Origin of the sequence: Pseudoalteromonas sp. MSK9-3 (genome assembly GCF_003590335.1) — a bacterium.
GTDB lineage: Bacteria > Pseudomonadota > Gammaproteobacteria > Enterobacterales > Alteromonadaceae > Pseudoalteromonas.
On record NZ_MIET01000026.1, the window covers coordinates 119176 to 142952 of the forward strand.

General features: G+C 41.2%; 29 protein-coding genes and 1 pseudogene. 10 read left to right on the forward strand and 20 right to left on the reverse strand.

Annotation, left to right across the window (positions count from 1 at the left end; all coding sequences use genetic code 11):
• Positions 1–26: 26 nt before the first annotated feature.
• From pdxJ to rpoE, 10 genes are read right to left on the reverse strand one after another with little or no spacing between them, the layout of a single operon-like run.
• Entirely contained in the window at positions 27–761 is a 735-nt protein-coding gene (gene pdxJ / locus BGP78_RS11065; RefSeq protein ID WP_119861443.1) for a pyridoxine 5'-phosphate synthase, read from the reverse strand.
• Between the two features lie 4 nt (positions 762–765).
• Entirely contained in the window at positions 766–1455 is a 690-nt protein-coding gene (gene recO, locus BGP78_RS11070; RefSeq protein WP_119861444.1) for a DNA repair protein RecO, read from the reverse strand.
• Positions 1456–2355: a GTPase Era gene (era, locus tag BGP78_RS11075; RefSeq protein WP_119861445.1), complete on the reverse strand. Its 900-nt coding sequence runs from the start codon at positions 2353–2355 to the stop codon at positions 1456–1458. It abuts the gene before it with no gap.
• On the reverse strand, positions 2345–3022 hold the full coding sequence (rnc, locus tag BGP78_RS11080; RefSeq protein WP_119861446.1) for a ribonuclease III: 678 nt from the start codon (positions 3020–3022) through the stop codon (positions 2345–2347). The genes era and rnc overlap by 11 nt, the downstream gene beginning before the upstream one ends.
• Positions 3023–3024: 2 nt before the next feature.
• Positions 3025–3960, reverse strand: a complete 936-nt coding sequence (lepB, locus tag BGP78_RS11085) for a signal peptidase I (protein WP_119861447.1) — start codon at positions 3958–3960, stop codon at positions 3025–3027.
• A 14-nt stretch (positions 3961–3974) separates the two neighbouring features.
• Positions 3975–5762, reverse strand: a complete 1788-nt coding sequence (gene lepA, locus BGP78_RS11090) for a translation elongation factor 4 (RefSeq protein WP_119861448.1) — start codon at positions 5760–5762, stop codon at positions 3975–3977.
• Between the two features lie 58 nt (positions 5763–5820).
• Positions 5821–6279: a SoxR reducing system RseC family protein gene (locus BGP78_RS11095; protein ID WP_119861449.1), complete on the reverse strand. Its 459-nt coding sequence runs from the start codon at positions 6277–6279 to the stop codon at positions 5821–5823.
• Entirely contained in the window at positions 6276–7226 is a 951-nt protein-coding gene (locus tag BGP78_RS11100; protein ID WP_119861450.1) for a MucB/RseB C-terminal domain-containing protein, read from the reverse strand. The genes BGP78_RS11095 and BGP78_RS11100 overlap by 4 nt, the downstream gene beginning before the upstream one ends.
• A 4-nt stretch (positions 7227–7230) precedes the next feature.
• Positions 7231–7839, reverse strand: coding sequence for a sigma-E factor negative regulatory protein (locus BGP78_RS11105; RefSeq protein ID WP_119861451.1), 609 nt, complete (start codon positions 7837–7839; stop codon positions 7231–7233).
• Position 7840: 1 nt separating this feature from the next.
• Positions 7841–8422 carry an RNA polymerase sigma factor RpoE gene (rpoE, locus tag BGP78_RS11110; RefSeq protein WP_119861452.1) on the reverse strand — a complete coding sequence of 194 codons (582 nt, stop codon included), beginning with the start codon at positions 8420–8422 and terminating at the stop codon, positions 7841–7843.
• Between the two features lie 263 nt (positions 8423–8685).
• On the opposite strand from rpoE, the gene nadB reads away from it, so the two are divergent.
• Positions 8686–10281, forward strand: a complete 1596-nt coding sequence (nadB, locus tag BGP78_RS11115) for an L-aspartate oxidase (RefSeq protein ID WP_119861453.1) — start codon at positions 8686–8688, stop codon at positions 10279–10281.
• Between the two features lie 189 nt (positions 10282–10470).
• Here nadB and BGP78_RS11120 read toward each other — a convergent pair whose 3' ends face one another.
• Positions 10471–10827, reverse strand: a complete 357-nt coding sequence (locus tag BGP78_RS11120) for a protein YgfX (RefSeq protein WP_310732133.1) — start codon at positions 10825–10827, stop codon at positions 10471–10473.
• Between the two features lie 40 nt (positions 10828–10867).
• Positions 10868–11119, reverse strand: coding sequence for a succinate dehydrogenase assembly factor 2 (locus BGP78_RS11125; RefSeq protein WP_119861455.1), 252 nt, complete (start codon positions 11117–11119; stop codon positions 10868–10870).
• A gap of 194 nt (positions 11120–11313) precedes the next feature.
• On the opposite strand from BGP78_RS11125, the gene BGP78_RS11130 reads away from it, so the two are divergent.
• Together BGP78_RS11130 and BGP78_RS11135 are read left to right on the forward strand one after the other, a co-directional pair.
• Positions 11314–12228, forward strand: coding sequence for a folate-binding protein YgfZ (locus BGP78_RS11130; protein WP_119861456.1), 915 nt, complete (start codon positions 11314–11316; stop codon positions 12226–12228).
• A gap of 12 nt (positions 12229–12240) precedes the next feature.
• Positions 12241–12726: a peptidylprolyl isomerase gene (locus tag BGP78_RS11135; RefSeq protein WP_119861457.1), complete on the forward strand. Its 486-nt coding sequence runs from the start codon at positions 12241–12243 to the stop codon at positions 12724–12726.
• 77 nt (positions 12727–12803) lie between these two features.
• On the opposite strand, the gene BGP78_RS11140 is transcribed toward BGP78_RS11135, so the two are convergent.
• The 3 genes from BGP78_RS11140 to BGP78_RS11150 all read right to left on the reverse strand — a co-directional run bounded on the left by BGP78_RS11140 (position 12804) and on the right by BGP78_RS11150 (position 14519).
• Positions 12804–13322 carry a hypothetical protein gene (locus BGP78_RS11140; protein WP_259386298.1) on the reverse strand — a complete coding sequence of 173 codons (519 nt, stop codon included), beginning with the start codon at positions 13320–13322 and terminating at the stop codon, positions 12804–12806.
• 8 nt (positions 13323–13330) lie between these two features.
• The gene (locus tag BGP78_RS11145; RefSeq protein WP_404936041.1) at positions 13331–14122 is read right to left on the reverse strand and encodes a YdiY family protein; all 792 of its coding nucleotides are present in this window, start codon (positions 14120–14122) and stop codon (positions 13331–13333) included.
• A 73-nt stretch (positions 14123–14195) separates the two neighbouring features.
• Positions 14196–14519: an HI1450 family dsDNA-mimic protein gene (locus BGP78_RS11150; RefSeq protein ID WP_119861460.1), complete on the reverse strand. Its 324-nt coding sequence runs from the start codon at positions 14517–14519 to the stop codon at positions 14196–14198.
• A 161-nt stretch (positions 14520–14680) separates the two neighbouring features.
• Here BGP78_RS11150 and BGP78_RS11155 point away from each other — a divergent pair, with 161 nt between their 5' ends.
• From BGP78_RS11155 to BGP78_RS11170, 4 genes are all read left to right on the forward strand, one after another.
• Positions 14681–15472 (forward strand): crotonase/enoyl-CoA hydratase family protein, encoded by a 792-nt coding sequence (locus tag BGP78_RS11155; protein WP_119861477.1) that lies wholly within the window; start codon positions 14681–14683, stop codon positions 15470–15472.
• Positions 15473–15540: 68 nt separating this feature from the next.
• Positions 15541–15900 carry a CidA/LrgA family protein gene (locus BGP78_RS11160; RefSeq protein WP_182912276.1) on the forward strand — a complete coding sequence of 120 codons (360 nt, stop codon included), beginning with the start codon at positions 15541–15543 and terminating at the stop codon, positions 15898–15900.
• A complete protein-coding gene (locus tag BGP78_RS11165; protein WP_119861462.1) occupies positions 15893–16594 on the forward strand; it encodes an LrgB family protein in 702 nt (233 codons plus the stop codon). Before BGP78_RS11160 ends, BGP78_RS11165 begins: the two co-directional genes overlap by 8 nt.
• 25 nt (positions 16595–16619) lie before the next feature.
• Complete coding sequence (locus BGP78_RS11170) at positions 16620–17450, forward strand: mechanosensitive ion channel family protein (protein ID WP_119861463.1); 831 nt, start codon at positions 16620–16622, stop codon at positions 17448–17450.
• Positions 17451–17509: 59 nt separating this feature from the next.
• Here BGP78_RS11170 and BGP78_RS11175 read toward each other — a convergent pair whose 3' ends face one another.
• Together BGP78_RS11175 and cysS are read right to left on the reverse strand one after the other, a co-directional pair.
• Entirely contained in the window at positions 17510–17965 is a 456-nt protein-coding gene (locus BGP78_RS11175; RefSeq protein WP_119861464.1) for a hypothetical protein, read from the reverse strand.
• Positions 17966–18266: 301 nt separating this feature from the next.
• On the reverse strand, positions 18267–19646 hold the full coding sequence (gene cysS, locus BGP78_RS11180; protein ID WP_119861465.1) for a cysteine--tRNA ligase: 1380 nt from the start codon (positions 19644–19646) through the stop codon (positions 18267–18269).
• A gap of 205 nt (positions 19647–19851) precedes the next feature.
• Between cysS and ppiB the strand changes: the two genes are divergently transcribed.
• Positions 19852–20343 (forward strand): peptidylprolyl isomerase B, encoded by a 492-nt coding sequence (ppiB, locus tag BGP78_RS11185; protein ID WP_119861466.1) that lies wholly within the window; start codon positions 19852–19854, stop codon positions 20341–20343.
• 58 nt (positions 20344–20401) lie between these two features.
• Positions 20402–21136, forward strand: coding sequence for a UDP-2,3-diacylglucosamine diphosphatase (lpxH, locus tag BGP78_RS11190; RefSeq protein ID WP_119861467.1), 735 nt, complete (start codon positions 20402–20404; stop codon positions 21134–21136).
• A gap of 66 nt (positions 21137–21202) precedes the next feature.
• On the opposite strand, the gene miaE is transcribed toward lpxH, so the two are convergent.
• From miaE to BGP78_RS11205, 3 genes are all read right to left on the reverse strand, one after another.
• Positions 21203–21955 carry a tRNA isopentenyl-2-thiomethyl-A-37 hydroxylase MiaE gene (gene miaE / locus BGP78_RS11195; protein ID WP_119861468.1) on the reverse strand — a complete coding sequence of 251 codons (753 nt, stop codon included), beginning with the start codon at positions 21953–21955 and terminating at the stop codon, positions 21203–21205.
• A gap of 544 nt (positions 21956–22499) precedes the next feature.
• Entirely contained in the window at positions 22500–22739 is a 240-nt protein-coding gene (locus BGP78_RS11200) for a hypothetical protein (protein WP_147386076.1), read from the reverse strand.
• A 126-nt stretch (positions 22740–22865) separates the two neighbouring features.
• Positions 22866–23231 (reverse strand): hypothetical protein, encoded by a 366-nt coding sequence (locus BGP78_RS11205; protein ID WP_119861470.1) that lies wholly within the window; start codon positions 23229–23231, stop codon positions 22866–22868.
• A gap of 66 nt (positions 23232–23297) precedes the next feature.
• Here BGP78_RS11205 and BGP78_RS11210 point away from each other — a divergent pair.
• A pseudogene (locus BGP78_RS11210) lies at positions 23298–23777 on the forward strand (transposase); the annotation flags it as partial.

The window sequence follows — 23777 nt, forward strand, 5'->3', positions numbered from 1 at the left end:
CTTTATTGTTAAAAGAATCAAAGTAATTAAGCTTGGCGTGCTTCTATCATCAAGCGTTTCATATCTCGTATGGCTTTTTCAAGTCCATCAATCGCCGCTCTGGCAATAATCGCATGGCCAATATTAAGCTCATAAATTTCAGGCATTTGAGCAATTGGTTTTACATTATGGTAATGCAAACCATGTCCTGCATTAACGATGATCCCCTGCGCAGCAGCGTACTGTACCCCTTCACGGATCCGCGCTAGTTCAGCCAATTGCTCATCTTCTGTTTCAGCATCGGCATACGCCCCAGTGTGGATCTCGATATAAGGCGCACCAGTTTGCTTAGCAGCATCAATTTGTGCTTTATCCGCATCAATGAATAAAGATACCTTGATCCCAGCTTGTGTCAGTTTTGTTGTCGCATCGGTTATCTTTTGCAGATTACCCAATACATCTAAACCGCCTTCAGTAGTCAGCTCTTCACGTTTTTCTGGTACCAAGCATACGTAGGCTGGTTTAACGTCTAAGGCAATATCTATCATCTCGTCAGTAACAGCAATTTCAAGATTCATACGTGTTTGAATGGTTTTTGCCAGCACATATACATCTCGATCTTGAATATGACGACGATCTTCACGCAGATGAATGGTTATACCATCAGCGCCCGCATGCTCTGCAACAGCGGCAGCATGCGCCGGATCTGGGTAGCTGGTGCCACGAGCTTGGCGCAATGTCGCAATGTGATCAACGTTTACGCCTAATAAAATATCTTTCATTCTCTTACCTTGATATAAAAAGTTCTCGGCTTTTTAGAGCCTTATGTCCTAATAGCGGTTTTAGTAAATAGCGACTTAAATGTTTGGCTGACCGCCTAACTGCGGGTTTCGTAAAATCATGTTCAGCCATGGCTAACAATATCGAGCCAGCAAAACCAAGCTCAGGTTGATCAGTACGAACGAACCCTAACTCAGAAACATATTGATACGTATAACTTGCCTTAATCGGTTCACCATTCGCATCATAATCAAATTCTAAGCCAAACCCCAGCATACTGAGCAATTGAAATTCATAACTGCGCAATACAGGCTCAACGTCATGACATTGTTCTAATGCACGTAAATGTGACTGATATAATTCAAACATTCCCTCTAAGGGCTCATTACATGGCACTGCACGATAGGTGAGTTCATTCAGATAAAAACCACAATACAAGCGCTTGCCTGTTAGTTGTAAGGGCGACGCAGAGAGTTCAAACTTATTAAGATATTTTAAATCGTATCGACCAGCATAATTCGATAATAACAGGCCAAATGGCTGTAGGTGGGCGTTGTGCTTTAATGACTGCTTACCCTTAATTCGAGCAAGCATTGTAAGATGACCTATACCGTCAACAAGCATATTTAACATCAATTGGGAGTCACTATATGGACGCCGATGCAATAAATATGCTTGTCGAAAGTCGCTATGCAATCATTCTTCTCCGTAACCTAAGCTACGCAATGCACGTTCATCGTCAGCCCATCCAGATTTAACTTTAACCCAAAGCTCTAAAAATACTTTATTATCAAGCATTTCTTCTAAATCTTTACGCGCCTCACGACCAATAACTTTGAGTTTTTCGCCTTTGTTACCGATAACCATACGCTTTTGCGTTTCACGTTCAACTAAGATAAGTGCATTAATTTGCCATACACCATTATCTTGCCATTTGAACTGCTCAATTTCTACAGTCACGGAATAAGGTAACTCGTCACCCATAAAGCGCATTAACTTTTCACGGACCACTTCTGCGGCTAAAAAGCGCATTGACCTATCTGTGACATAATCTTCTGGAAAATAAAACTCCGACTCAGGTAAACGTTTACGTACTTCTTCTTTTACCATATCAATATTCTTTCCTTGTTTCGCAGAAACAGGAATAATACCGGCAAAATCGCCTTGTTCACTAAGCCATTGCATATGCGGTAACACAAGTTCATGATCTTTAACTTGGTCCACCTTGTTCATTACTGCCAAAACAGGGCGACCGCTGCCCATAACCTTCTTTAAAACCATTTCATCATCTGCGTTCCAGAGCGTTCCCTCTAAAACAAAGATGATCAACTCCACATCACCGATAGAACTAGATGCAGCACGGTTCATTAACCGATTTATGGCACGCTTTTCTTCGATATGAAGCCCAGGAGTATCAACATAAACAGCTTGATAGTTATCTTCAGTATGAATACCCATGATACGGTGGCGAGTAGTTTGAGGTTTTCGTGAGGTAATACTCACTTTTTGCTCAACAATTTGGTTTAGTAGTGTTGATTTTCCCACATTCGGGCGACCAACAATGGCAATCATGCCACAGTGCGTATTAGGCGTCATTTTTTATGATCTTCAATGCTTTCTCAGCAGCTTTTTGTTCCGCCTTACGACGTGAGCTACCGATTGAAATAATGCTATCCATCCCTTCAACAATACATTCAACCGTGAATGTTTGATTGTGTGCTTGGCCTTTTGTGTCTATGACCGTGTATCCAGGTAAAGGAAGCTTGCGTGCTTGTAAGTACTCTTGTAAGAGCGTTTTAGGATCTTTTTGGTTGTGTCCAGGTGAAATTGCATCTAACCGAGACTGATACCAACGTAAAATAAGATCACTACACTCATTTATATCCGAGTCTAAAAAGACCGCGCCTATAATTGCTTCTACTGCATCTGCAAGTGTTGATTCTCGACGGAAACCACCACTTTTTAATTCACCAGGACCCAACCTTAGATAGTCACCTAAGTTAAACTCCACACCAAACTCTGCCAGAGTTTGGCCACGAACCAAGGTTGAGCGCATACGGCTCAAGTCACCTTCGCGTGCTTTTGGGAACTGCTCGTATAGGGCATTAGCGATAACAAAGCTTAAAATTGAGTCGCCGAGAAACTCTAAGCGCTCGTTGTGCTGACCTTTATGACTACGATGTGTCATGGCCTGCTCAAGTAATGCCTCGTTAGTAAACTGATATCCTATCTTACTATATAATTCTGCTACGTTTCTTTTCATTGCTACTGAATATTACCTAGGCGCTCAAAACGAACACCAGTTGGAACCCAGCCTGGTAAAAGGCTATCTGGGCCATTATCAAATTCAAAACTCATCCAAATAAAGACGGCTTTACCGACTAAGTTTGCCTTAGGTACAAAGCCCCACATACGGCTGTCTTGACTGTTATTTCGATTGTCACCCATTGCAAAGTAACTATCTTCAGGCACCACCCACTCATCTCTACGAGTGCCCTGTTGCTGGTAATACCGCTCTGTTTGTTCCAATGCCTGTGGATTAATTAATATATCGTGCCCGACGCCTGGTAAATTCTCTGTCAAACGTACCAGCTGCATCGACCCTTGCTTGTATTCGTCGCGATTTACAATATCTAACTTAATCTTATTATACTCACCACACACTAAATTGCCTTGTTGAGTTTGCCCCTCAGTACAATTTGGTTGGATATATAATTGGCGATTGCGATAAACAATGCGGTCTCCAGGTAAACCAACAATGCGCTTTATAAAGTCGATTCTCTCATCAAGCGGGAACTTAAACACCGTGACATCGCCACGCTCAGGCTCTCCAACTTCGACCAATTGAGAGCGCCAAACTGGGTCTTTAATCCCATATGTAAATTTTTGTACCAAGATAAAATCGCCATCAAGCAATGTTGGCATCATGGATCCTGACGGGATCTGAAATGGTTCAAAAATAAAAGAACGGAATATCGTGATGGCGGCAATCATTGGAAAAATTGACTTAGCGCCTTCGACAATCGCCGGCTCTGGCGCTATTTCAGAGATAACATCCTCTGCCAATGGCGTTTCACTGCTTCCCTGTGCAAGCGCTATGCGCTCTTTTCTTTTTAGTGCATACATAAAGTGGTCAAGCAGCCAAATAAGCCCTGAACCCAGTGTTATTAACACCAATAATACTGAAAAATAGCCAGCCATCTAAAAAATTCCTGTTATTTGCCTACTTTTAATATGGCTAAGAACGCATCTTGAGGTACTTCTACATTACCTAACTGTTTCATGCGCTTTTTACCATCTTTTTGTTTTTGAAGTAACTTTTTCTTACGACTCACATCACCACCATAACACTTTGCGATTACATTTTTACGCAACTGTTTAACCGTGGTTCTTGCGATAACATGCGCACCAATTGCTGCTTGAATTGCAATATCAAACATTTGGCGAGGAATGAGCTCTTTAAGCGCTTCTGCAAGCTGTCGCCCTCGAGATTGCGCACCATCACGGTGTACAATGATCGCTAAGGCATCTACTCTGTCGCCGTTAATCAATATATCTACTCGAACCATGTCAGATACTTGGAAACGCTTGAAATTATAATCTAGTGAAGCAAAGCCTCGACTGGTCGATTTTAGCTTATCAAAGAAATCCATCACCACTTCAGCCATAGGTAACTCATAAGTCACCGCGACTTGCTTACCATGATAAGCCATCTTCGTTTGCATGCCGCGTTTGTCTACGCACAAGGTAATAACATTACCTAAATATTCTTGTGGCACTAAGATATTGGCTTCAACCATTGGTTCACGCATTTCAATAATGTCGTTCACAGCAGGTAAGTCAGAAGGATTATCTATTTGAATAGTACCATCCTTTGTCACTATCTCATAAATTACTGTTGGCGCGGAAGTAATTAAATCCATATCGTATTCACGCTCGAGTCGTTCTTGGATAATTTCCATGTGGAGCATACCTAAGAAGCCAACTCGAAAGCCAAAACCTAACGCTGTTGAGCTTTCTGGTTCAAAAAATAACGACGCATCGTTTAGGCTTAACTTATTTAAAGCATCACGAAATGCTTCATAATCATCAGATGATATTGGGAACATTCCTGCATAAACTTGAGGTTTTACCCGTTGGAAACCAGGTAGACGTTCAGCAGCTGAATTTTGCGTTAATGTAATTGTGTCACCCACTGGCGCACCATGGATATCTTTGATACCCGCAATCACAAACCCAACTTCACCCGTTTTCAAAACACCGGTATTCGTTTGTTTTGGCGTAAATATACCAACATGATCAACTATGTGTGTTTGATCCGTCGACATGATTTTTATCTTATCACCTTTACGCAATTCACCATGCTTAATACGTACAAGTGATACAACGCCTTGATATGGGTCAAACCATGAGTCAATGATAAGCGCTTGAAGTGGCGCATCTGTATCACCTTCAGGTGGCGGTACATCGCGTACGATATTCTCTAACACCTCATCAATACCAATACCTGTTTTAGCGCTACACTGCACAGCGTCTAATGCATCAATACCAACGATATCTTCTATCTCTTCTGCCACGCGCAGTGGATCGGCCTGAGGTAAATCGATTTTGTTCAAAATCGGAATGACTTCTAAATCCATTTCGATGGCGGTATAACAGTTTGCAAGCGTTTGAGCTTCAACGCCTTGCCCTGCATCAACAACAAGTAACGCACCTTCGCACGCGGCAAGAGAACGAGACACTTCATACGTGAAATCAACGTGCCCTGGCGTGTCGATAAAGTTCAACATGTAAGTTTCACCATCTTTGGCAGTATAATTTAACGTTACACTTTGCGCTTTGATGGTAATGCCGCGCTCACGTTCGATGTCCATCGAATCCAGCACTTGCTGTTGCATTTCACGGTCAGTAAGGCCACCGCAGACATGGATCAGACGGTCTGAAAGCGTTGATTTGCCGTGGTCGATGTGGGCGATGATAGAAAAGTTACGGATATGCTTCATATACTGGATTCTAAACTTCTGTAAGTCATGGTTTATATTAAAGGCGCGATTTTACCTTTTATTTGCCACAATCACCATCTATTTGCGTCAGCGGAAGGCTAATTGGGTAAACTTTCACCAAATTGACATCATGTTTCAGGCTTTTTACGCTGTGCTTCGCAATAAAAAACCCCGTAACACCACCAAGAATTGCAGCAAATATCTGCCATAATTCGGGCAAATTAAGTAATAATGCACTCGCAAACATAGCAATAAAAGCACCCAATAGGGGCAACATATAAACAAAAAAAGCATTACGCACAATATGGCTATCGTCTAATGACAAACGCACTTTTTGTCCAATTTGAACGGCTTGGTCAATATTAATAGAAAAGGTTTTTTTGTGGGTGCCAAACAACTTACTAAAGACCTGTGAGCCACATTTACCATTGCAGCCCTCACACGCCGGCTTTTGTTCAGCTTTTAATTGTACAGTAGTGCCCTTCACGGACACCACCTGCAGCGTTTGCTCTATCATAATGGCCGCTTAACAGACTCAGCAATTTTCTTTGCCGTGAGTGCTGGAACATTACCCACTACAGAGACATCAAATGCACCTGAATTATGCACATAGACTGTCGTTGCACCCGATGAAAGCGCGCCACTTGGCCTTGCCCCAGGCAATGGGCGTTGTACAAAAACAGAAATATCAACTAACCCATCTGAATACAAATAGTAATCTGCTAGTTCATTATTTAAGTCTAATTTATGACGGTCAGATTTTAATAAGTCAAACCCTTGAGGTAACCAAGCTACTTGCCAATTATTGGTAATGTTGTCACGTTCAAGTGACGTCTGCATGGGCAACGGCGCGGGAAAGTCTCTTTGTTGTAACTCTAATAATTGAGCCGCGGGCTCTGGTGTTACACTAATATGAGTGAGCTGCAGTTGCTCTAGTAACTCACCTTGTTGATTCACATAAGCTGCTTTTAACAACAGCGATGATTGCGTATCAATCCAAAGCCAATAGTTATATTTACTGTCGTCTTTCGACTCTATACGCACCAATTGTGATGGTCTACCTGCAATACGCCCTTTACCACCCAACACAAAGTCATAATTGCTTAAAAGAGAGGTGACATCTTTAAACAACACTTCTGGAATAGGCCCTGCAATAGAATCAGTACTGATCGAATACGCGGATGACTGAGGTTCAAAGTAAGTCACACGGTCATTGACCCTGACCATTTCTAAACCTGCACCGTTGAGCAAGCTCAATAGTTCTAACTCTGTATCATCTTGCTTAGCATGAACCCATCTGTAAGGTTCCATTCCCTTACCTTTTAACACAACAAACGACGCATCAAAATTTCTTGTGTGTACAGCTTTTGCCATATTTTGTAAAAGCTGCTTTGCTGTCATTACATCGCTGGCTTGAACGGCAAATGCAAAAAACAAACCTAAAATACAGGCGATAAGTCTCATTTAATTATTTCTTTTCCTCAGGCTCTTTGGGGGCTAATTGTGCCTGCTTTTGCAGCGCATAAGCAACTCTTGATTGTCTTTGGTGTTCTAAAACTAACGCACCAATTCGCTGTTGTTGTAATTCCCGAAGCCCTTTTTCTGCATTTTCTAACGCAGGCTGTTCAGACGAAAAACTCACAGGCGAAACGCCACCAGCAAGAGGAATTGACTGCAACACCGGTACATTATCACTATGCGACCCTGCTGGTTGCGGCATTGTGTTTACGCCAACTATCGCAACTAATGCGACACTTGCGGCAATGGCCATTTGTGACAAAGGCTTTTTCCAAGCGCTCATACTAACCACTTTAGTGCCGTTGTCTTGTACATTGACTTCATTAGAAGCGGGTAAGTTGTGGCAAGGTTCATGCTCTAAGGCAGCAGCTACACTCGCGGTTATATCAATATTGATTCCGCCTTGATGTTTCTCACGCATTACATCGCCAATCTGCGCATAACGCGTGAACGTTTTTTCATCAAGGTTATCCAAAGATAACTCGTCCGACGGTAGGTCCCCATCTAGCACTCGAGACGTTACTTCTTGACGCGATGCAATGTGGTTAACTTTTGTCATGTTAGGATTCACCTATTAATGGGTTTAAATTATTGTCTATCGCTTCTCGAGCTCTAAAGATCCGTGAGCGAACTGTTCCAACAGGGCAATCCATGATCACAGCAATTTCTTCATAGCTCATACCTTCAATTTCTCGTAAGGTAATTGCGGTTTTTAAGTCATCTGGTAAACCGTCGATAGTTTGATATATCACCGATTTAACTTCTTCACTTAACAACAAATTCTCTGGTGATGCATTTGAGCGAAGTTGCTCTGCGCCGTCATAAAACTCGGCTTCTTCAGCATCGACATCATTGGCTGGCGGCTTACGCCCTTGAGATACCAAGTAATTCTTTGAACAATTAACAGCGATTCTATATAGCCATGTGTAAAAAGCACTGTCACCCCTAAAATTAGGCAATGCACGATATGCTTTAATAAATGCTTCTTGAGCCACATCGGCTATATCACCATGATTAGACACATAACGTGAAATCAAGGCTGCTACTTTATTCTGATATTTGGCAACTAAAAGGTTGAAGGCGTTTTTATCTCCTTGCTGAACCCGCTTAACCAGTTCTAAATCCAATTCCTGCTCGCTCATTCGAGCCGGTACTCCTCATTGTTATAATTTATCACTTAATCATTATTGCCATCATTTACAGCTACTCTGACTAAGTAATAAATAAAAAGTTCTGTTTTTTTTATATTTTTTTTAAAATAAGCCTAATTAACACGTCTAGACGTATATATCAGCGCTAACTATTGATAAAAATTATTCAGTAATAGCGTCGAGTTAGTTGTATCATAGCAGATATGGTACATATAGCTGAATGAAACGCATAGAAAAAGCGAAGATCATTAAACATGAAACAATTGAAACATCATAGCACTGACGTTGTTGTAATTGGCAGCGGCGCAGCAGGCTTAAGCTTAGCTTTATCATTGGCCAACCACTGCCATGTAACTGTCGTGAGTAAAGGCGCATTAAAAGAAGGCTCAACCTTGTATGCTCAAGGTGGCATTGCCGCGGTTTTCGATAAGAAAAATGACAGTATTGAATCTCACGTTGACGACACTCTGGCCGCTGGTGCAGGATTGTGTGACAGAGAAGCCGTACATTATACTGCAAGTAACGCAAAAAACTGTTTGAAGTGGCTCATTGAACAAGGTGTGCCATTTGATATGGAATTTGACAGTAAAGGCAAAGAGCGATTTCATCTAACGCGTGAAGGTGGTCATAGTCATCGTCGTATTCTACATACCGCAGATGCGACAGGAAAAGCGGTACAAACAACCCTCGTTAGTCAGGTGCTAGGCCATGCAAATATTCGTGTTTTTGAGCAATATAATGCCATTGACTTGATCACCAGCAAAACAAGTAACAAACAAGTCGATGGTATATACATTTACAATCGCCGTGCTGAGCAAGTTGAGACTATATCAGCTAAGTTTGTGGCATTGGCGACAGGGGGGGCGAGCAAAGTATACCTTTATACCTCCAATCCTGATGTATCTAGTGGTGATGGCATTGCTATGGCGTGGCGAGCAGGTTGTCGAGTCGCGAATATGGAGTTTAATCAATTTCATCCAACCAGCTTATACCACCCAGAATTACAGAACTTTCTTATCACTGAAGCCATGCGCGGTGAAGGCGCACTACTCAAACGCCCAGATGGCACGCGTTTTATGCCCGATTTTGACGAGCGAGAAGAGCTTGCCCCCAGAGATGTGGTAGCAAGAGCCATCGACTATGAAATGAAACGCTTAGGTGCGAATTGTGTCTACCTAGATATTTCTCACAAAGAGAAAGACTTTATTCTTGAACACTTCCCCACTATATATGCAAAATGTTTAAGTGTTGGCTTAGATATTACAAAAGAAGCTATCCCAGTTGTGCCTGCTGCACACTATACCTGTGGCGGTGTGATCACCGATTTTAATGGCACCACAGATTTGCATAACTTATATGCTGTCGGTGAAGTTGCTTACACAGGCTTGCATGGGGCAAATCGTATGGCGAGTAACTCACTACTGGAATGTATTGTGTTTGCCCATGCTGCTGCAAAAGATATTTTAACTAAAATAGAAGCGATGCCAATACCACCTGCATTGCCCGAGTGGGATGAAAGTAGAGTCAGCAATTCAGATGAAGAAGTGGTGATCACCCATAACTGGCATGAGTTAAGGCTGTTCATGTGGGATTATGTTGGAATTGTTCGTTCAACTAAACGCTTAGAGCGTGCCTTGCGCAGAGTTGAGCTTTTGAAACAAGAGATCCACGAATATTATGCTAATTTTAGAGTAAGTAATAACTTGCTAGAACTAAGAAACTTAGTACAAGTTGCAGAGCTTATTATTCGTAGTGCACTAGAGCGCAAAGAGAGCCGAGGCTTGCACTACACATTAGACTACCCTGAACACAGCGATAATCCTAAACCCACAATACTACGCCCTAACTAACCTCAGGTTTGGATAAAGGTTTTGGAATAGAAAATGTTTTGAAAACACACTTACGTACAATCCAATGATGATATTTCACTCAATATCAAGGCGCTTTTATGCAGTAATAGCGGGCTATTACAAATGAAAGCAACGCCGAGAATGAGAAAAATAGCTTTATTGGGCAAATTCGCTTATCCAGAGCTGAGGTTAACTAGGTGGGTTTAAGCTAACCCGACACAGTCTACGCCAAGACTGTGTCGTCATAGCTGATTGAACAAATATTATTGTATGTGTTTTATCAAACTGGCTAACATCAAGCACCAACCAATTAAAATACAGCGTTGCTTTTCTTATTTGACCCTCAATCACCAAAGCGTCAGTTTGCCAACATAAATAATTCTTAGAGGTACTGAGGTTGATCACCCCATTTGGCAATGACATACGCCTTATCGCTCGTATGCTGAGCAGATACCCGACTAGAGAGCATAATATGTTAACCATCGTGACTGCCACACTCGGAAATATCAGTATAAATAAAAATCCAATGCATGCAAAGAAGACCATAATCACCTTATGGTCTATCACATTATTTTTAACTTCTAGCCTATACGCGGACTCTATCAAGGATCAACTGCACCATAGAGTTTAACTCTGCATCAGGACACTGCTCATGGCCCATAAACCAAGCAAATAGGTCTGGATCTTCCATTTCAACTAGACGCTGAAATACGAGTTTATGATGCTCAGATAACGCATCATATGCCTCATCTACAAATGGCCCAAGTAGCACATCAAGTTCCAGCATACCGCGACGGCATGCCCATTTTGTGCGAGATTTTGAAAAAAGCTCAGCCATCAACTACCCCTAAAAAAGTTATTTTTTATCACCTATCTTGGTAAGATTATATCTTACCATACCTCGATAAATACACCGCTTTACTTTAAATCACCGAATAAAGCCTTATATCTGTCGTTAAATCATAACCATCCGTTTATGACGCTGACGATATACGTTATTATTACGACACTTACTCTATAGGGATCAATATTATGTCGCTCGTACGCGCTTTTCAGTTGCCTTATCAGCTGATTTCTATCACTGGGGAAGAGCAGCTTAGCTATCTTCATGGCCAATTGACACAAGATATGAACCTAGTTACTGATACACAATTTTTATGGGCTGGCCACTGTAGCCCAAAAGGTAAACTTTGGGGCGCATTTCAAGTCTTCAAGCACAATGAACAATTCTTCATGATGGGTTCAAGCAATGAAGTAGCGGCGTCTGCAAGGGAGTTAAAAAAATACGGTGTTTTCGCTAAAGTGGATATAGCGCACATAGACGCCCCGCGCATCATCGGGCTACTAAGTGACGACCACACCCTTACCTGCCAATTACTCGGTTTAAACTTTGCAGACACCAATGCGTGTGACTTTTCAGGCTATAAAGCGCTGCGCTTAGATGAACAACGAATTATATTATACGTAGACGAACATTTTACATTACCAGCAGAGATTGAATTAGCGCCTGATCACAGTCTTTTCTCTGAAGCATCTATTTTAGCTGGGGAGCCACAGCTTAGCGCAGAAACAATTGAAGAGTTTGTGCCACAGATGATCAACTTACAAGCGCTTGGTGGGATCAGCTTTAAAAAAGGCTGCTATACCGGGCAAGAAACCGTCGCCCGTATGCGCTACCTTGGTAAAAACAAACGTGCCATGTATATATTGCAAGGGCAAAGCAGCACACCAATTACCGAGACTGATGTAGAAATACAGCTGGGAGATAATTGGCGTCGAGCAGGCAAAGTGGCCCATCAAGTCTATAATTCCAAAACGCACACATACAGTGCATTAGCCGTATTACCCAATGACACAGACAACACGTCACTATTACGAGCAAAGCATTCACCTGAGGTATCCATGTCAATACTACCTCTGCCATATTCGCTAGATGATGATAAATAAACGGGAAAAATTATGAAAATCGCACCAAACAAAGTAGTGAAAATGCATTATTCAGTACTCGATAATGACAAAAACACTATTGATAATTCATTTGATGGTGAACCACTATTATTCATCATTGGTACTGGGTATTTGATCCCCGGTTTAGAAGATGCCATCATCGACAAAAGCGCCGGAGACACATTAAGTGTGACCGTTGAACCCGCACAGGGCTACGGTGAGCGCCATGACGAGTTAATGCAAGCAGTACCAAAATCGATGTTTGACGGTATGGAAATTGATGTTGGTATGCAGTTTAGAGCATCCACTGATGACGGTGACCAAATGGTTATGATCATCGATATTCAAGATGAAGAAGTCATCGTTGATGGAAATCACCCTCTGTCAGGGATCACATTGCATTTCGATGTAGAAATTTTAGAAGTACGTGATGCGACGGAAGACGAACTTAGCCATGGCCACGTACATACTGAAGGCGGTTGTGGCCACGAGCACTAATAACCGTTTATTACAGCTAAAAACTTGTAAAAAACGCTCACAATCGTGAGCGTTTTTTTTATGATGACTAAAACCCGTTAATCTAAATCAAATGCGCCTTTCTTGCGCTTCTTTGTTGGCTCTAATGTGCTCTTTTCTACTTCTGCACTGCTGGCCTCTTCAATCATGACTTCACCCGTGAGCGCTTTCAGTACACCAGCTTGATCATTAGTTCCTACTCTATATTTCATGCCATCTTGTAATGTGATCTCCACTGCACTAAAACCTGAAACTGAATATACCCATCCATCATTGGTTATTTTCATACCAATGCCATGACGCAATGAGTTTTTTACCGCCCTAACTGCGGTGATCTCATCAAAAGACAGTGTTTTTTTGATCAAACCAGGACCAAGCCACCATGTAAACTGTTTTGACTGAGTATCGACTTTAATCGTCAAACCATAAAATAGCACCGCGACTAGCAGCAAAATGCCGGCAAACAATAATATTGCAGCATTACTACCACTGAGCACAATTGCCATAACCAGAAACGTGGCAATCCACGCCAGTATGGCCCAAATAGCCCATGCAAATTGCGTATGTTGATACATCATAACCCCTATTAAAAGCTGTAAACTAAAGTAGCACCTAACTCTGTATCTACCTTCTTTTTATTTTCTTCCGGATGTGAGTTATATCGATACGTATAAGATACCTTTAATGATACCCCACCCATTACTTGGCTCACTAAGGCCGTCTCACTAAAAACACGACTGCTTAATCCCGATAATGACTTTTCAATACTGACATCTTGATTAAACCTTGTTTGTTTCGAAACAATTCGCTCCCATTGTAGCGCTAACCTTAAAAGCTGCCCTTCTTGGGTGCGTTTAACACCAGTGGCTAATTCAACATCGCGGTCTGTTTTTGATATATAAAGCCCCGGCCCAATATCAAAATCAACCGTATTTTTTTCTCCTTCGAATAATCGGTTACCATAGCCTAGAGCGATGGTTGCGGTATAAGCTTTACCACTGAACTTATCATCATTGTAATCGCCGTAAATAAACAACGATTCATTGTCACGGCCAACTTTATAATTACCCTGTGCCGAAATATAATAACGAGAGGCTGATACGTCAGAGTCATCAGTGTTCGCGTCTGTTTCTTCTTTGTATAAACTATCTATCTTGAATTGGTTTCGCCAATGTTCAAAATCCTGATATAAATTACTTTTCAGTTTAAAGGCGGTACTTTTCGTGTTGCCGTTATTCGCAATAAACCCAAACTCAATATCACCATATAGGATTTCTCCTGCATGAAGTTGATGTATTTCCTCATCTGATAACTCACCATATTGGTGAAAATCTTCAAATGGGTCTACTGCCCACGAGACACTACTAAAAATACTCAAGCAGCTGCCCACTGCTAATTTTAGGTAAGACACAATATTAATTTTTCTACTCTGCTAATTTATTGTTATTTTTCTATTGTTCTTCTGAAGGCTTCCAAAGGACATGACAAAATGGCGCATCTAAATCTCTGCTAATTAAGATACGAGCAAAAACCTCATCGCCATCTTCGTATTCAATACCAATGACCACCTGCACAAAATGCTCTGGTTCAATTTCTAAAGACACAAATTGCTGCCAATCATCATCAGGCTCACTGTCTTCGATAAAACCGTATTCGCCATGGTGTTCATTAAATTGTTGAATATCCAGATCAGATAAGTTTTCTGGTGCTAACTGCAAAAAAATATCATAGGCTTGATGGGTGATCTCTTCAACGCTAGAAAGGCGAGCAGACATAGTGACGTTCTCATTATTTAAGCTAGACGCCTATCATACCAAAACCATAAATTTATTGGCTATCAAGATCGGTTAAATTATCAAAATTCCTTGATGAACGTCGCGGCTGTAGAGTATAACCACTAATAACATTGAAAAGTTTACAATTAATGGGCACGGAAATGGTTACGTTAGAAATCAAAAATAATATTGCATGGGTAACATTAAACCGCCCAGAAAAGCAAAATGCGCTGCATTTAGCGATGTTTCATGAACTTGATAAAATCATTAAAACACTTCGTAAAAACACCCAAATACGGGCCGTTATTGTATCGGGCGCAGGTGAGCACTTTTGTTCCGGCTTAGATGTTAAGTCTATAGTGAAAAAACCCCTCGCCATTTTTCAATTGCTATTTAAATGGCTGCCAGGCAACCCTAATCTTGTACAACGCGTTACGTTAGCGTGGAAAACACTTCCAGTGCCTGTCATTGCCGTCATCAATGGTCATTGCTTTGGGGCCGGTTTGCACATCGCCATCGGTGCAGATTATCGTATTGCCACTGCGGATGCGAAATTGGCTATCATGGAATCTAAATGGGGCCTTTGCCCGGATATGGGCACTGGGGTGCTATTACCCGCTCTTATACCACAAGATAAATTATGGTTGCTCACTTCACAAGGCACCCCGATTAATGCAGATACCGCAAAAGAGTATGGGTTAATAAGCGATGTTCATACTGATACAAAACACGCTGTACAAAGCTTACTAGATACATTGCTAACTCGCTCACCTGATGCACTCGCAGCGATAAAAAGAGTCAATAATCGAGCCTATTCAGCCAATCGACGTCAAGTGCTGTGGCAAGAAACCTGGTGTCAAATACGCTTGCTACTTAACAAAAATACCCGAGTAGCTATGCACAATGCATTAGCTGAACAAGCAAAGCCCTACGCAGATCGCAGCAAGTGGTAAATTAGTCCCATAGCGAATAAATACAGAGTTCGTTATGCTTATTTTTTAAAACAAATAACGGTAGTATTGTGGTCAAACAAACATGTCAGATCAGCCTAGCATTTTTACTTCTCGTAAGCTGTTTATATAGCGCAAAGTTTATCGTTGCTCTTTTTGATCTGACGATCCCCTCACCATTACTTGCCATGCTAATTTTAATAGGTTTACTGTACTTTAACGTCATACAGCCAACTCGAATTGCGCCAGTTGCAATACCCACATTAAAGTATATGGCACTATTTTTTGTTCCCGCAGGCGTCGGAATTCTGCAATATACCGCTTTACTGGCTCAGAACTCATACTTATTGTTATGTGTACTCATTATCGTGCCTACCGTCGGTCTAATTTGTGTTGGATATATTGCAAGCCAAGGAACGCACCGTGATTGATTATCTCATTGGATCGGGGTTAACTATCGCTATTTTTGCTCTGTGTCGTTATTTATACAAGACTTGGCGATATCCACTAGTCAACCCAGTACTCATCACCATTACCATTGTCTGTATATTGCTCATTGTTTTTGATGTAGATTACCGTACGTATAAATCAGCGACTGCGCCTATTAGTTTTTTACTAGAAATTGCAGTTGTAGCGCTGGCCTACCCGCTTTACATGCAATTCAAAGATATCAAGGAATACTTAATGCTACTGCTCTCTAGCAGCTTTATCGGCATTAGTCTCTCTACACTATGCGCCTTCTTCTTATGCTGGTATTTTAACGCATCCGCTGAATTAAGTGCGTCATTAGCTGCATTATCAGTAACAACCCCCATTAGCCTCATCGTCACTGATAGCTTAAACGGCCTTAGTTCCGTCGCGGCAATTATGGTGATCTTAATTGGCGTATTTGGTAGTGTATTCGGTCTTTCTATACTTTCACTGTGTTCAATACATAGCTATCAAGCGAAAGGGATTGCGCTGGGTGTCTCATGTCATGCGATTGGTACTGCAGCGGCAATAGAGCATCACCCTACAACGGGTGTATTTGCCTCAGCGGCCATGACAATTAGCGCACTGTTAACAGCACTTTGGGTACCAATCTTATATCGTTGGCTCACCCAAGTCACATCAATTACGATATAACTCCACACGATGAGGAACTCTTTTAATGATTGAGCAAGAAATACAACAATTTGAGCACTACTTTACATTGATAAGAGACTACTTAGTTAATTATAGTATGCAAGTCGTCGGTGCAATCGTCATATTAGTCGTTGGCCTTTGGTTGTCTAACCGGCTCTCGAAAATGGTTGAACAACTCATGTTGCGTCACGACATTGACGTAACATTAACGAACTTTATCAGTAACGTCGTTAAAGTATTGCTGATCATTATGTTTGTCATTATATCGCTTGGCAAGCTGGGGATCAGTGTTACTCCTTTTGTGGCTGCAATTGGTGCCGCATCCTTAGGGGCCGGTTTAGCACTGCAAGGTATGCTATCGAACTATGGTTCTGGTCTTGCTATTATCGCCACTCGCCCCTTTATCGTCGGAGATACGATTGCCGTCAAAGGAGTCAGTGGGCAAGTTAAAATCATTGAACTAGGTCACACTGTCCTTATCAATGAAGAACAAGTCGAGATCACCATTCCCAACAAACACATTATCGGTGAAATATTACATAACTCTTTTCGTTATTCACTCGTCAAAGGTGAAATCGGAATTGCTTACCATGCGTGCTCGGACACCGCAATTGAAGTCGTTACAGATGTTCTAGCCACATACCCTAACGTGGCAACCAATCCCAAGGCCCAAGTTGGCATAGAAAAGTTCGCTGACAGCGCGGTTATTATAAGCTATCGATATTGGGTGCCCACCACACAAATCATCGAGTCAAAACTGGCTATTAACCAACAAGTATATAAAGCGATTAAGCACGCACAGATTGAAATACCTTTCCCACAACGCGTGGTGACTTTGCATCAAAATAGTCATTGACCAAACAGAAAAAAGGCACCTCTCGGTGCCTTCTATGGTTGGGTAACACTTAAACTATTTTAATACATCACGGTCGATATCAATGCTCTGGCCGCACACAAATCAGACATCATTCTACTCTTGGCTTCTTGTGCACTCAGGTAACCCCGGTTTATTTCATCATCGTCCAAAAAAAAGGACATAAGTTGCCCACGACGCGTCACGATATACATGATTAACGCACTATGGCCTTTGCTTTGTAAGGTTTGTACAAATTCACTGCTTGGTATAGAGAGTTGCACAGATAGGTTATCGCAACCTGATAGTGCTTCCTCAGAAATCTCTTTGCATACTAGCCAAGTTTCGCTTTGCGAAAATACATTTTTTTTACGCCCAAAGCACTGAACACCAATTGGTAAACCTGGCACAGTCCGAAAAGTAAAAATAGCACTGTTTAAATGCCGCAGACCCACATTCATTTTATCTATAAATATACCAATGTGATCTAGCTCTGAGCTTAAAGAATTATCTACCATGAATCGCAACTAAAAGTAATTACACTAGGTTAACTATAAATCTACTTTTAATTAGTGCAAGATTTCTATCATATGTATTTTTTTAACACTAAATGATGAGGTTTACACAAATAAATCGACGAGTAACTTGTTTTAGAGGACAAACAACTATACAAAGGCCAGCCATATGCCAATTTGAACAAAACTAAACCCATTTCACTGAATTTCAGAATAATGTGCTTTTAAAAACAAAAATCGCGTCTAAGCGACGCGATTGTTCACAAGGGTCAGAAACTTAGACCCATAAGTCTATTTAGGTTTACTACGCTTTACGCCAAGTCGTTTTACCTGCACTATCTTCAAGCACAACGCCTAATGCCGCTAAGGCATCTCGTGCTGCATCAGCCGCAGCCCAATCTTTACTCGCGCGCGCTTCATTGCGAGCAACAATGAGCGCTTCAATCTTAGCGACTTCATCATTATCTTGCTCACCTTGTAAAAAAGCTTCTGGTGCTTGTTGCGCAATACCCAGTACTTCACCCAGTTTTACAAGGATATAGGCATGCTGCGCTGCTGCTTCACTGTCTTTGTCTTTTAGCAAATTAACTTCTTTTGCCAACTCAAAAATAACAGGTAATGCTTCTGGTGTATTAAAATCATCATTCATTGCTGATTCAAAACGATTAACGTAACTATTTCCCGTAAGCGCAACTTCAACAGGTTCCACGCCTCGCAGCGCAGTATAAATACGCTCTAAAGACGCACGCGCTTGCTCTAAGTTTTCTTGAGAATAGTTCAGCTGGCTGCGATATTGCCCGTTAATTAAAAAGTAACGTACCGTTTCACGGTCGTACTTTTTAAGTACTTCTCTTACGGTAAAGAAATTGCCCAATGATTTAGACATTTTTTCTTTGTTCACCTGCACCATACCGGTATGGATCCAAGTATTTACATAGCGACCATCGTTCGCACAGCATGACTGCGCAATTTCATTTTCATGGTGCGGAAATTGTAAATCTGAGCCACCACCGTGAATGTCAAAGAAGTCACCTAGGTGCTTAGAACTCATAGCACTACACTCTATGTGCCATCCAGGTCGACCCTCACCCCACGGTGAAGTCCATGAAGGCTCACCCGCCTTCGCTTTTTTCCAAAGGACAAAGTCAAGCGGATCATCTTTATCTTGTGCCACATCGACGCGTGCACCCGCTTGTAACATTTCTAAGTTTTGCTGGGACAACTGGCCATACTGTTCAAACGTTGAAACATCGAATAACACATCACCACTCTCAGCGACATATGCATGCCCCTTAGTGATCAAGCGCTCGATCATTGCTATGATTTCTTCCATGTGGCCGGTGACTGTCGGTTCGATGTCGGCAGGCAAAATATTTAACGCGTCGAAATCTTCATGCATTGCTTTAGTCATTCGAACCGTCAATGTATTAATGTCTTCATTATTTTCAGCGGCACGCTTAATGATTTTATCATCAACATCCGTAATATTTCGCACATATGTCACATCGTACCCTAAGTGACGTAAATAACGGTTCATAACATCGAATGACACATAAGTGCGTGCATGCCCCACATGACAGAAATCATAAATTGTAATACCACACACATACATGTCGACTTTGCCTTCGACTAAGGGTTTAAACGGGGTCTTTTGACGTGTGAGTGTATTATATATCTGCAACATGTAGTTCGATTTCCTAAACAAAGATGGACATGAGGAACCATGATAACACTTGCTCTGTCACTGCTCTATACCCAAATTAATACAAATGACCAAGTTTACGTGTATTTTTTCATCAAGTATCAATAAATACGCTTTGAAAATTGTCAGCCAAGACACTTCTGCTATAGAATATCCTTCTTTGAAAATTAACTATTAGGAAGCCTCCATGGTTGTTCTACATACTAACTTCGGTGAGATCAGCATTAAACTATTTGCAGATGAAGCACCAGCAACTGTTGAAAACTTTTTAAACTACGCTAAATCTGGCTTTTATGATGGCACCATTTTTCACCGAGTAATCGATGGCTTTATGGTTCAAGGTGGTGGTTTTACACCGGGTATGGAACAAAAGTCTGTACAAGCCCCTATACAAAATGAAGCGACAAATGGCCTAAGCAACAAAACGGGCACTTTGGCAATGGCGCGTACACCAGATCCTCATTCAGCGACTGCACAGTTTTTCATTAATGTGAATAACAATGATTTCCTAAACTTTAGCAGCGAAACTTCACAAGGTTGGGGTTACTGTGTATTTGCTGAAGTTGTTGAAGGCATGGATATCGTAGAAAAAATTAAAAATGTTGCAACGGGTTCTTCTGGCTTCCATCAAGATGTTCCTCTTGAGGATGTTGTCATTGAAAAAGTGACTGTTGCTTAACCCATTTTTATATCCAGTTTTAAGCGGGATCACTCCCGCTTTTTAGCTAAGAGAGACAATGCGTAAAACCTATTTTATTTCAGATCTACATCTTAGCGACGACCGTTCAGATATTACCGAAGCATTCTTTACTTTTCTTGATGAGCATATGAACACTGACGTAGATGCACTCTATATACTCGGTGATTTTTTTGAGGTCTGGATTGGAGATGATGAGCGTGCACCGCTAGCAAATTTGGTAGCTGAAAAACTAACAAACTTAAAAGAACTCAATATTGATGTGTACTTTTTACATGGCAATCGAGATTTCTTAATCGGTAAAAGCTACGCAAAACAAGCAAATTTTAGGTTACTCCCAGAGCAAGCGGTTATTGATTTGTATGGAAATAAAACCGTCATACTGCATGGTGATGAAATGTGTACTCAAGATATTGCCTATCAGAATTTTCGCAAAAAAAGTCGAGGATGGTGGTGGCCAAAACTTATTCTAGCAACCCCTTTGTGGTACCGCCGTAGAGTTGCTAAAAATGCTCGCCAAAAAAGTAAAGAAAATCAAAAAGGCAAAGCCTTGGATATTTTAGATGTAACAAGCGAGGCGGTACAAGCCATGTTTGAAAAATATAACGTCTGCAATATGATCCATGGGCATACACATCGACCTTGTGTACATACTAGCCAAACAGATGACCAAGAGTTTACGCGAACGGTACTCGGTGATTGGTATAGTCAAAGTTCATATTTAGTTGTTAATGAACTAGGCCAAGTTCTTGAGGGTTCCAAGCTTCAAAGCTAACTATCAGTCTTCACTGACCCAGTAATGTATATTTAAATATTGCTAGGCCAGTGCATTAGGTAAAGCCTATGCAGGCTTTCCACTATGAAACTTAAAGTCTGTGTCATCTGATAAAATCAGTTCAGCTTCTACTTCACCAAAAAACTTAACACGCTCCGAAATATCACACCCAGCAATTTCTTCTGCAAGCGTTAAATAATCTTGATAATGGCGAGCTTCTGAGCGCAGCAAGGATATATAAAAGTCACCTAGGCGTTTATCAACATGAGGGGCTAACTTTGCAAACCGCTCGCATGAGCGCGCTTCAATATACGCCCCACAAATCAATTTATCTATCATAGCATCGGGCTCATACGTTTTGACATGACGAAGCATGCCCTTGGCGTAGCGACATGGGGTAATGCTGCGATACTCAACATCATATTCATCCATGATCTCTAGCACTTGATAGAAATGATGTAACTCTTCTTTGATCAGAATCACCATTTTATCTATCAAATCTTGCCCATAGGGTGAATTAGATTTTGGGATCACTGATTTGGTCAGCTTATTCTTTGCTGGTAACGTTCGCCAGTCGCCTTCCCTTTTATAAATTAACGTCTCAAAAGGCTTTAACCACTCAAGCAACGCGTCTGCACCGTCTTTATCAACGGCATACTTGCGAATTAAAAACATCGCCGATTGGGCTGCTTTTAGCTCACAGATCAAATGGTCAATTAACACGATTGATAAATTTTCTGGATCAACGGCAACGTCAACCCAAGCCTGAGGTGTTTCACACTGCAAAAATTGCTTAATTGGGTGTAGTAGTTCTTCCAACTTTCTATCTCTTAATAAAATCAGTGTTTATAAATGCTTTTTCAATACTACATTTATTAATATTGGTCGCATTATACCATCACTATCTATAATCAGTGCTAGTTAGATCAAATGACATACCGATATATTGGACTTCCCATGGTTTTCTAGTCAATTTCTAAGTGCCTGATCAATTAGGAACATCAGGTCATAGTTCATAATGGTCGAAATTGAAAACAATGTGAGAGGCCTACGCCGTTACGGTTCAAAGCTTACTCATTTGCTGAACGAGCACACCAAGAGAGGCGATTTTCTGATCACTTTTTGCAACTAGGCAGTGCTGGTAAGTACGAGGATGCAGTTCAACTATTCGTTTGCACAAGCCAAAAGAACTTTAGAAGTATATGGCGGAAGGTCGAAAACGTCATGCAGCAACATCGTATTTATTCTCATGTTTTCTACCTTGTAGCTGACAATAAATATTGGGTTGAACCACTACAACAAGCCCAGTTTATGGAACATAACGAACAACAAACAAAGAAACTCGTAGCAACTCCAAAAACGACTAAGAACTGGCCCCTCCATTGCCAATATAAATCGCATCGGATTTTTGAGGTTCCACATATTCCCAGCCGAAACTATCCAGTGCCTTAGCTGCGAGCATTCTTATCTTCTGCCATATCAGAGAAGATGAAAGCAGTTCATTATCAACATAATGTTCTACAAACTTTTCTCCTGCATGACTGACCAAGAATAAGTCCAGTTCAGCAAGTGAATTAGATTCTGTTGCTGTCAGTTTATCCAACTGCAATTGCTCGTACGCTTCTCCAAAGTCAAGAACTAGCTCGTCTCCTACGTAAACGAAGTCAGGGTACAAGGCTGTTTGAACTTCAGCAGCGACGAAAGTGCTAACAGTGTGTTTCTAAGAAGTTCATGGTTTGTATTTGTTTGACGCAACGCTTTTTTTCACTCTTATTTGACTAATTAAATAAACAGATAAAATCGCTAATAAGCCTGCGAACACATGTAGCAATGAATGAGTCCTAGAAATACCGAAGTCTTCAATAGATACGTTAGCAGAATTAGTATCGACCCAAGAAGCATAAAACAAGTGCTGATCTCCAGTCCATAAATCAATTGCAAATCCATCGCTCGTTGGTGTTCCGTATTCGTTCAAAACATGCTCAGGATAATTTTCGAAATGAAGAGTCAGATGAAAATTTTTAACGTGGTTTGAAATATCAGTCCGTGCTTCTACCCATTCAATTAATTCCGCTTCGCGTGGTTGTAGTGGCATAGTTAATTTGGCCACCCATTAAGAAAGAAATGTTATGCTATTGAGCATACAAATTTGGGTGAAAAAATGACGAAGTTAAAACGCGCAACCTATTCTGCGGCAATCAAATTAGAAACAGCTCAGCTTGTAGTAGACCAAGGTTACACGCAAGAAGAAGCAGCTAAAGCAATGAGTGTTGGTAAATCAACAGTGAGTAAATGGGTTAATCAGCTTAAACAAGAACGTAATGGCCAATCCCCAACAGCAGCACCAATGACACCTGAGCAGATAGAAATCAGAGAACTCAAAAAGCAAATACAACGCATTGAATTAGAAAAGGACATTCTAAAAAAGGCTACAGCTCTCTTGATGTCCGACTCGCTGAACAATTCTCGCTAATTGAGAAGTTAAATCAACGAGAGCGTTACCCTGTCACAGTGTTGTGTAAGGTGTTTAGTGTACACCGCAGTAGCTATAAGTATTGGGCTAAAAGTGATACACCCCCTTCACCGGAGCAACTTCGTTTAGAAGCTAAAGTGAAAGCAATTCATAAGCTGAGTAATGGCT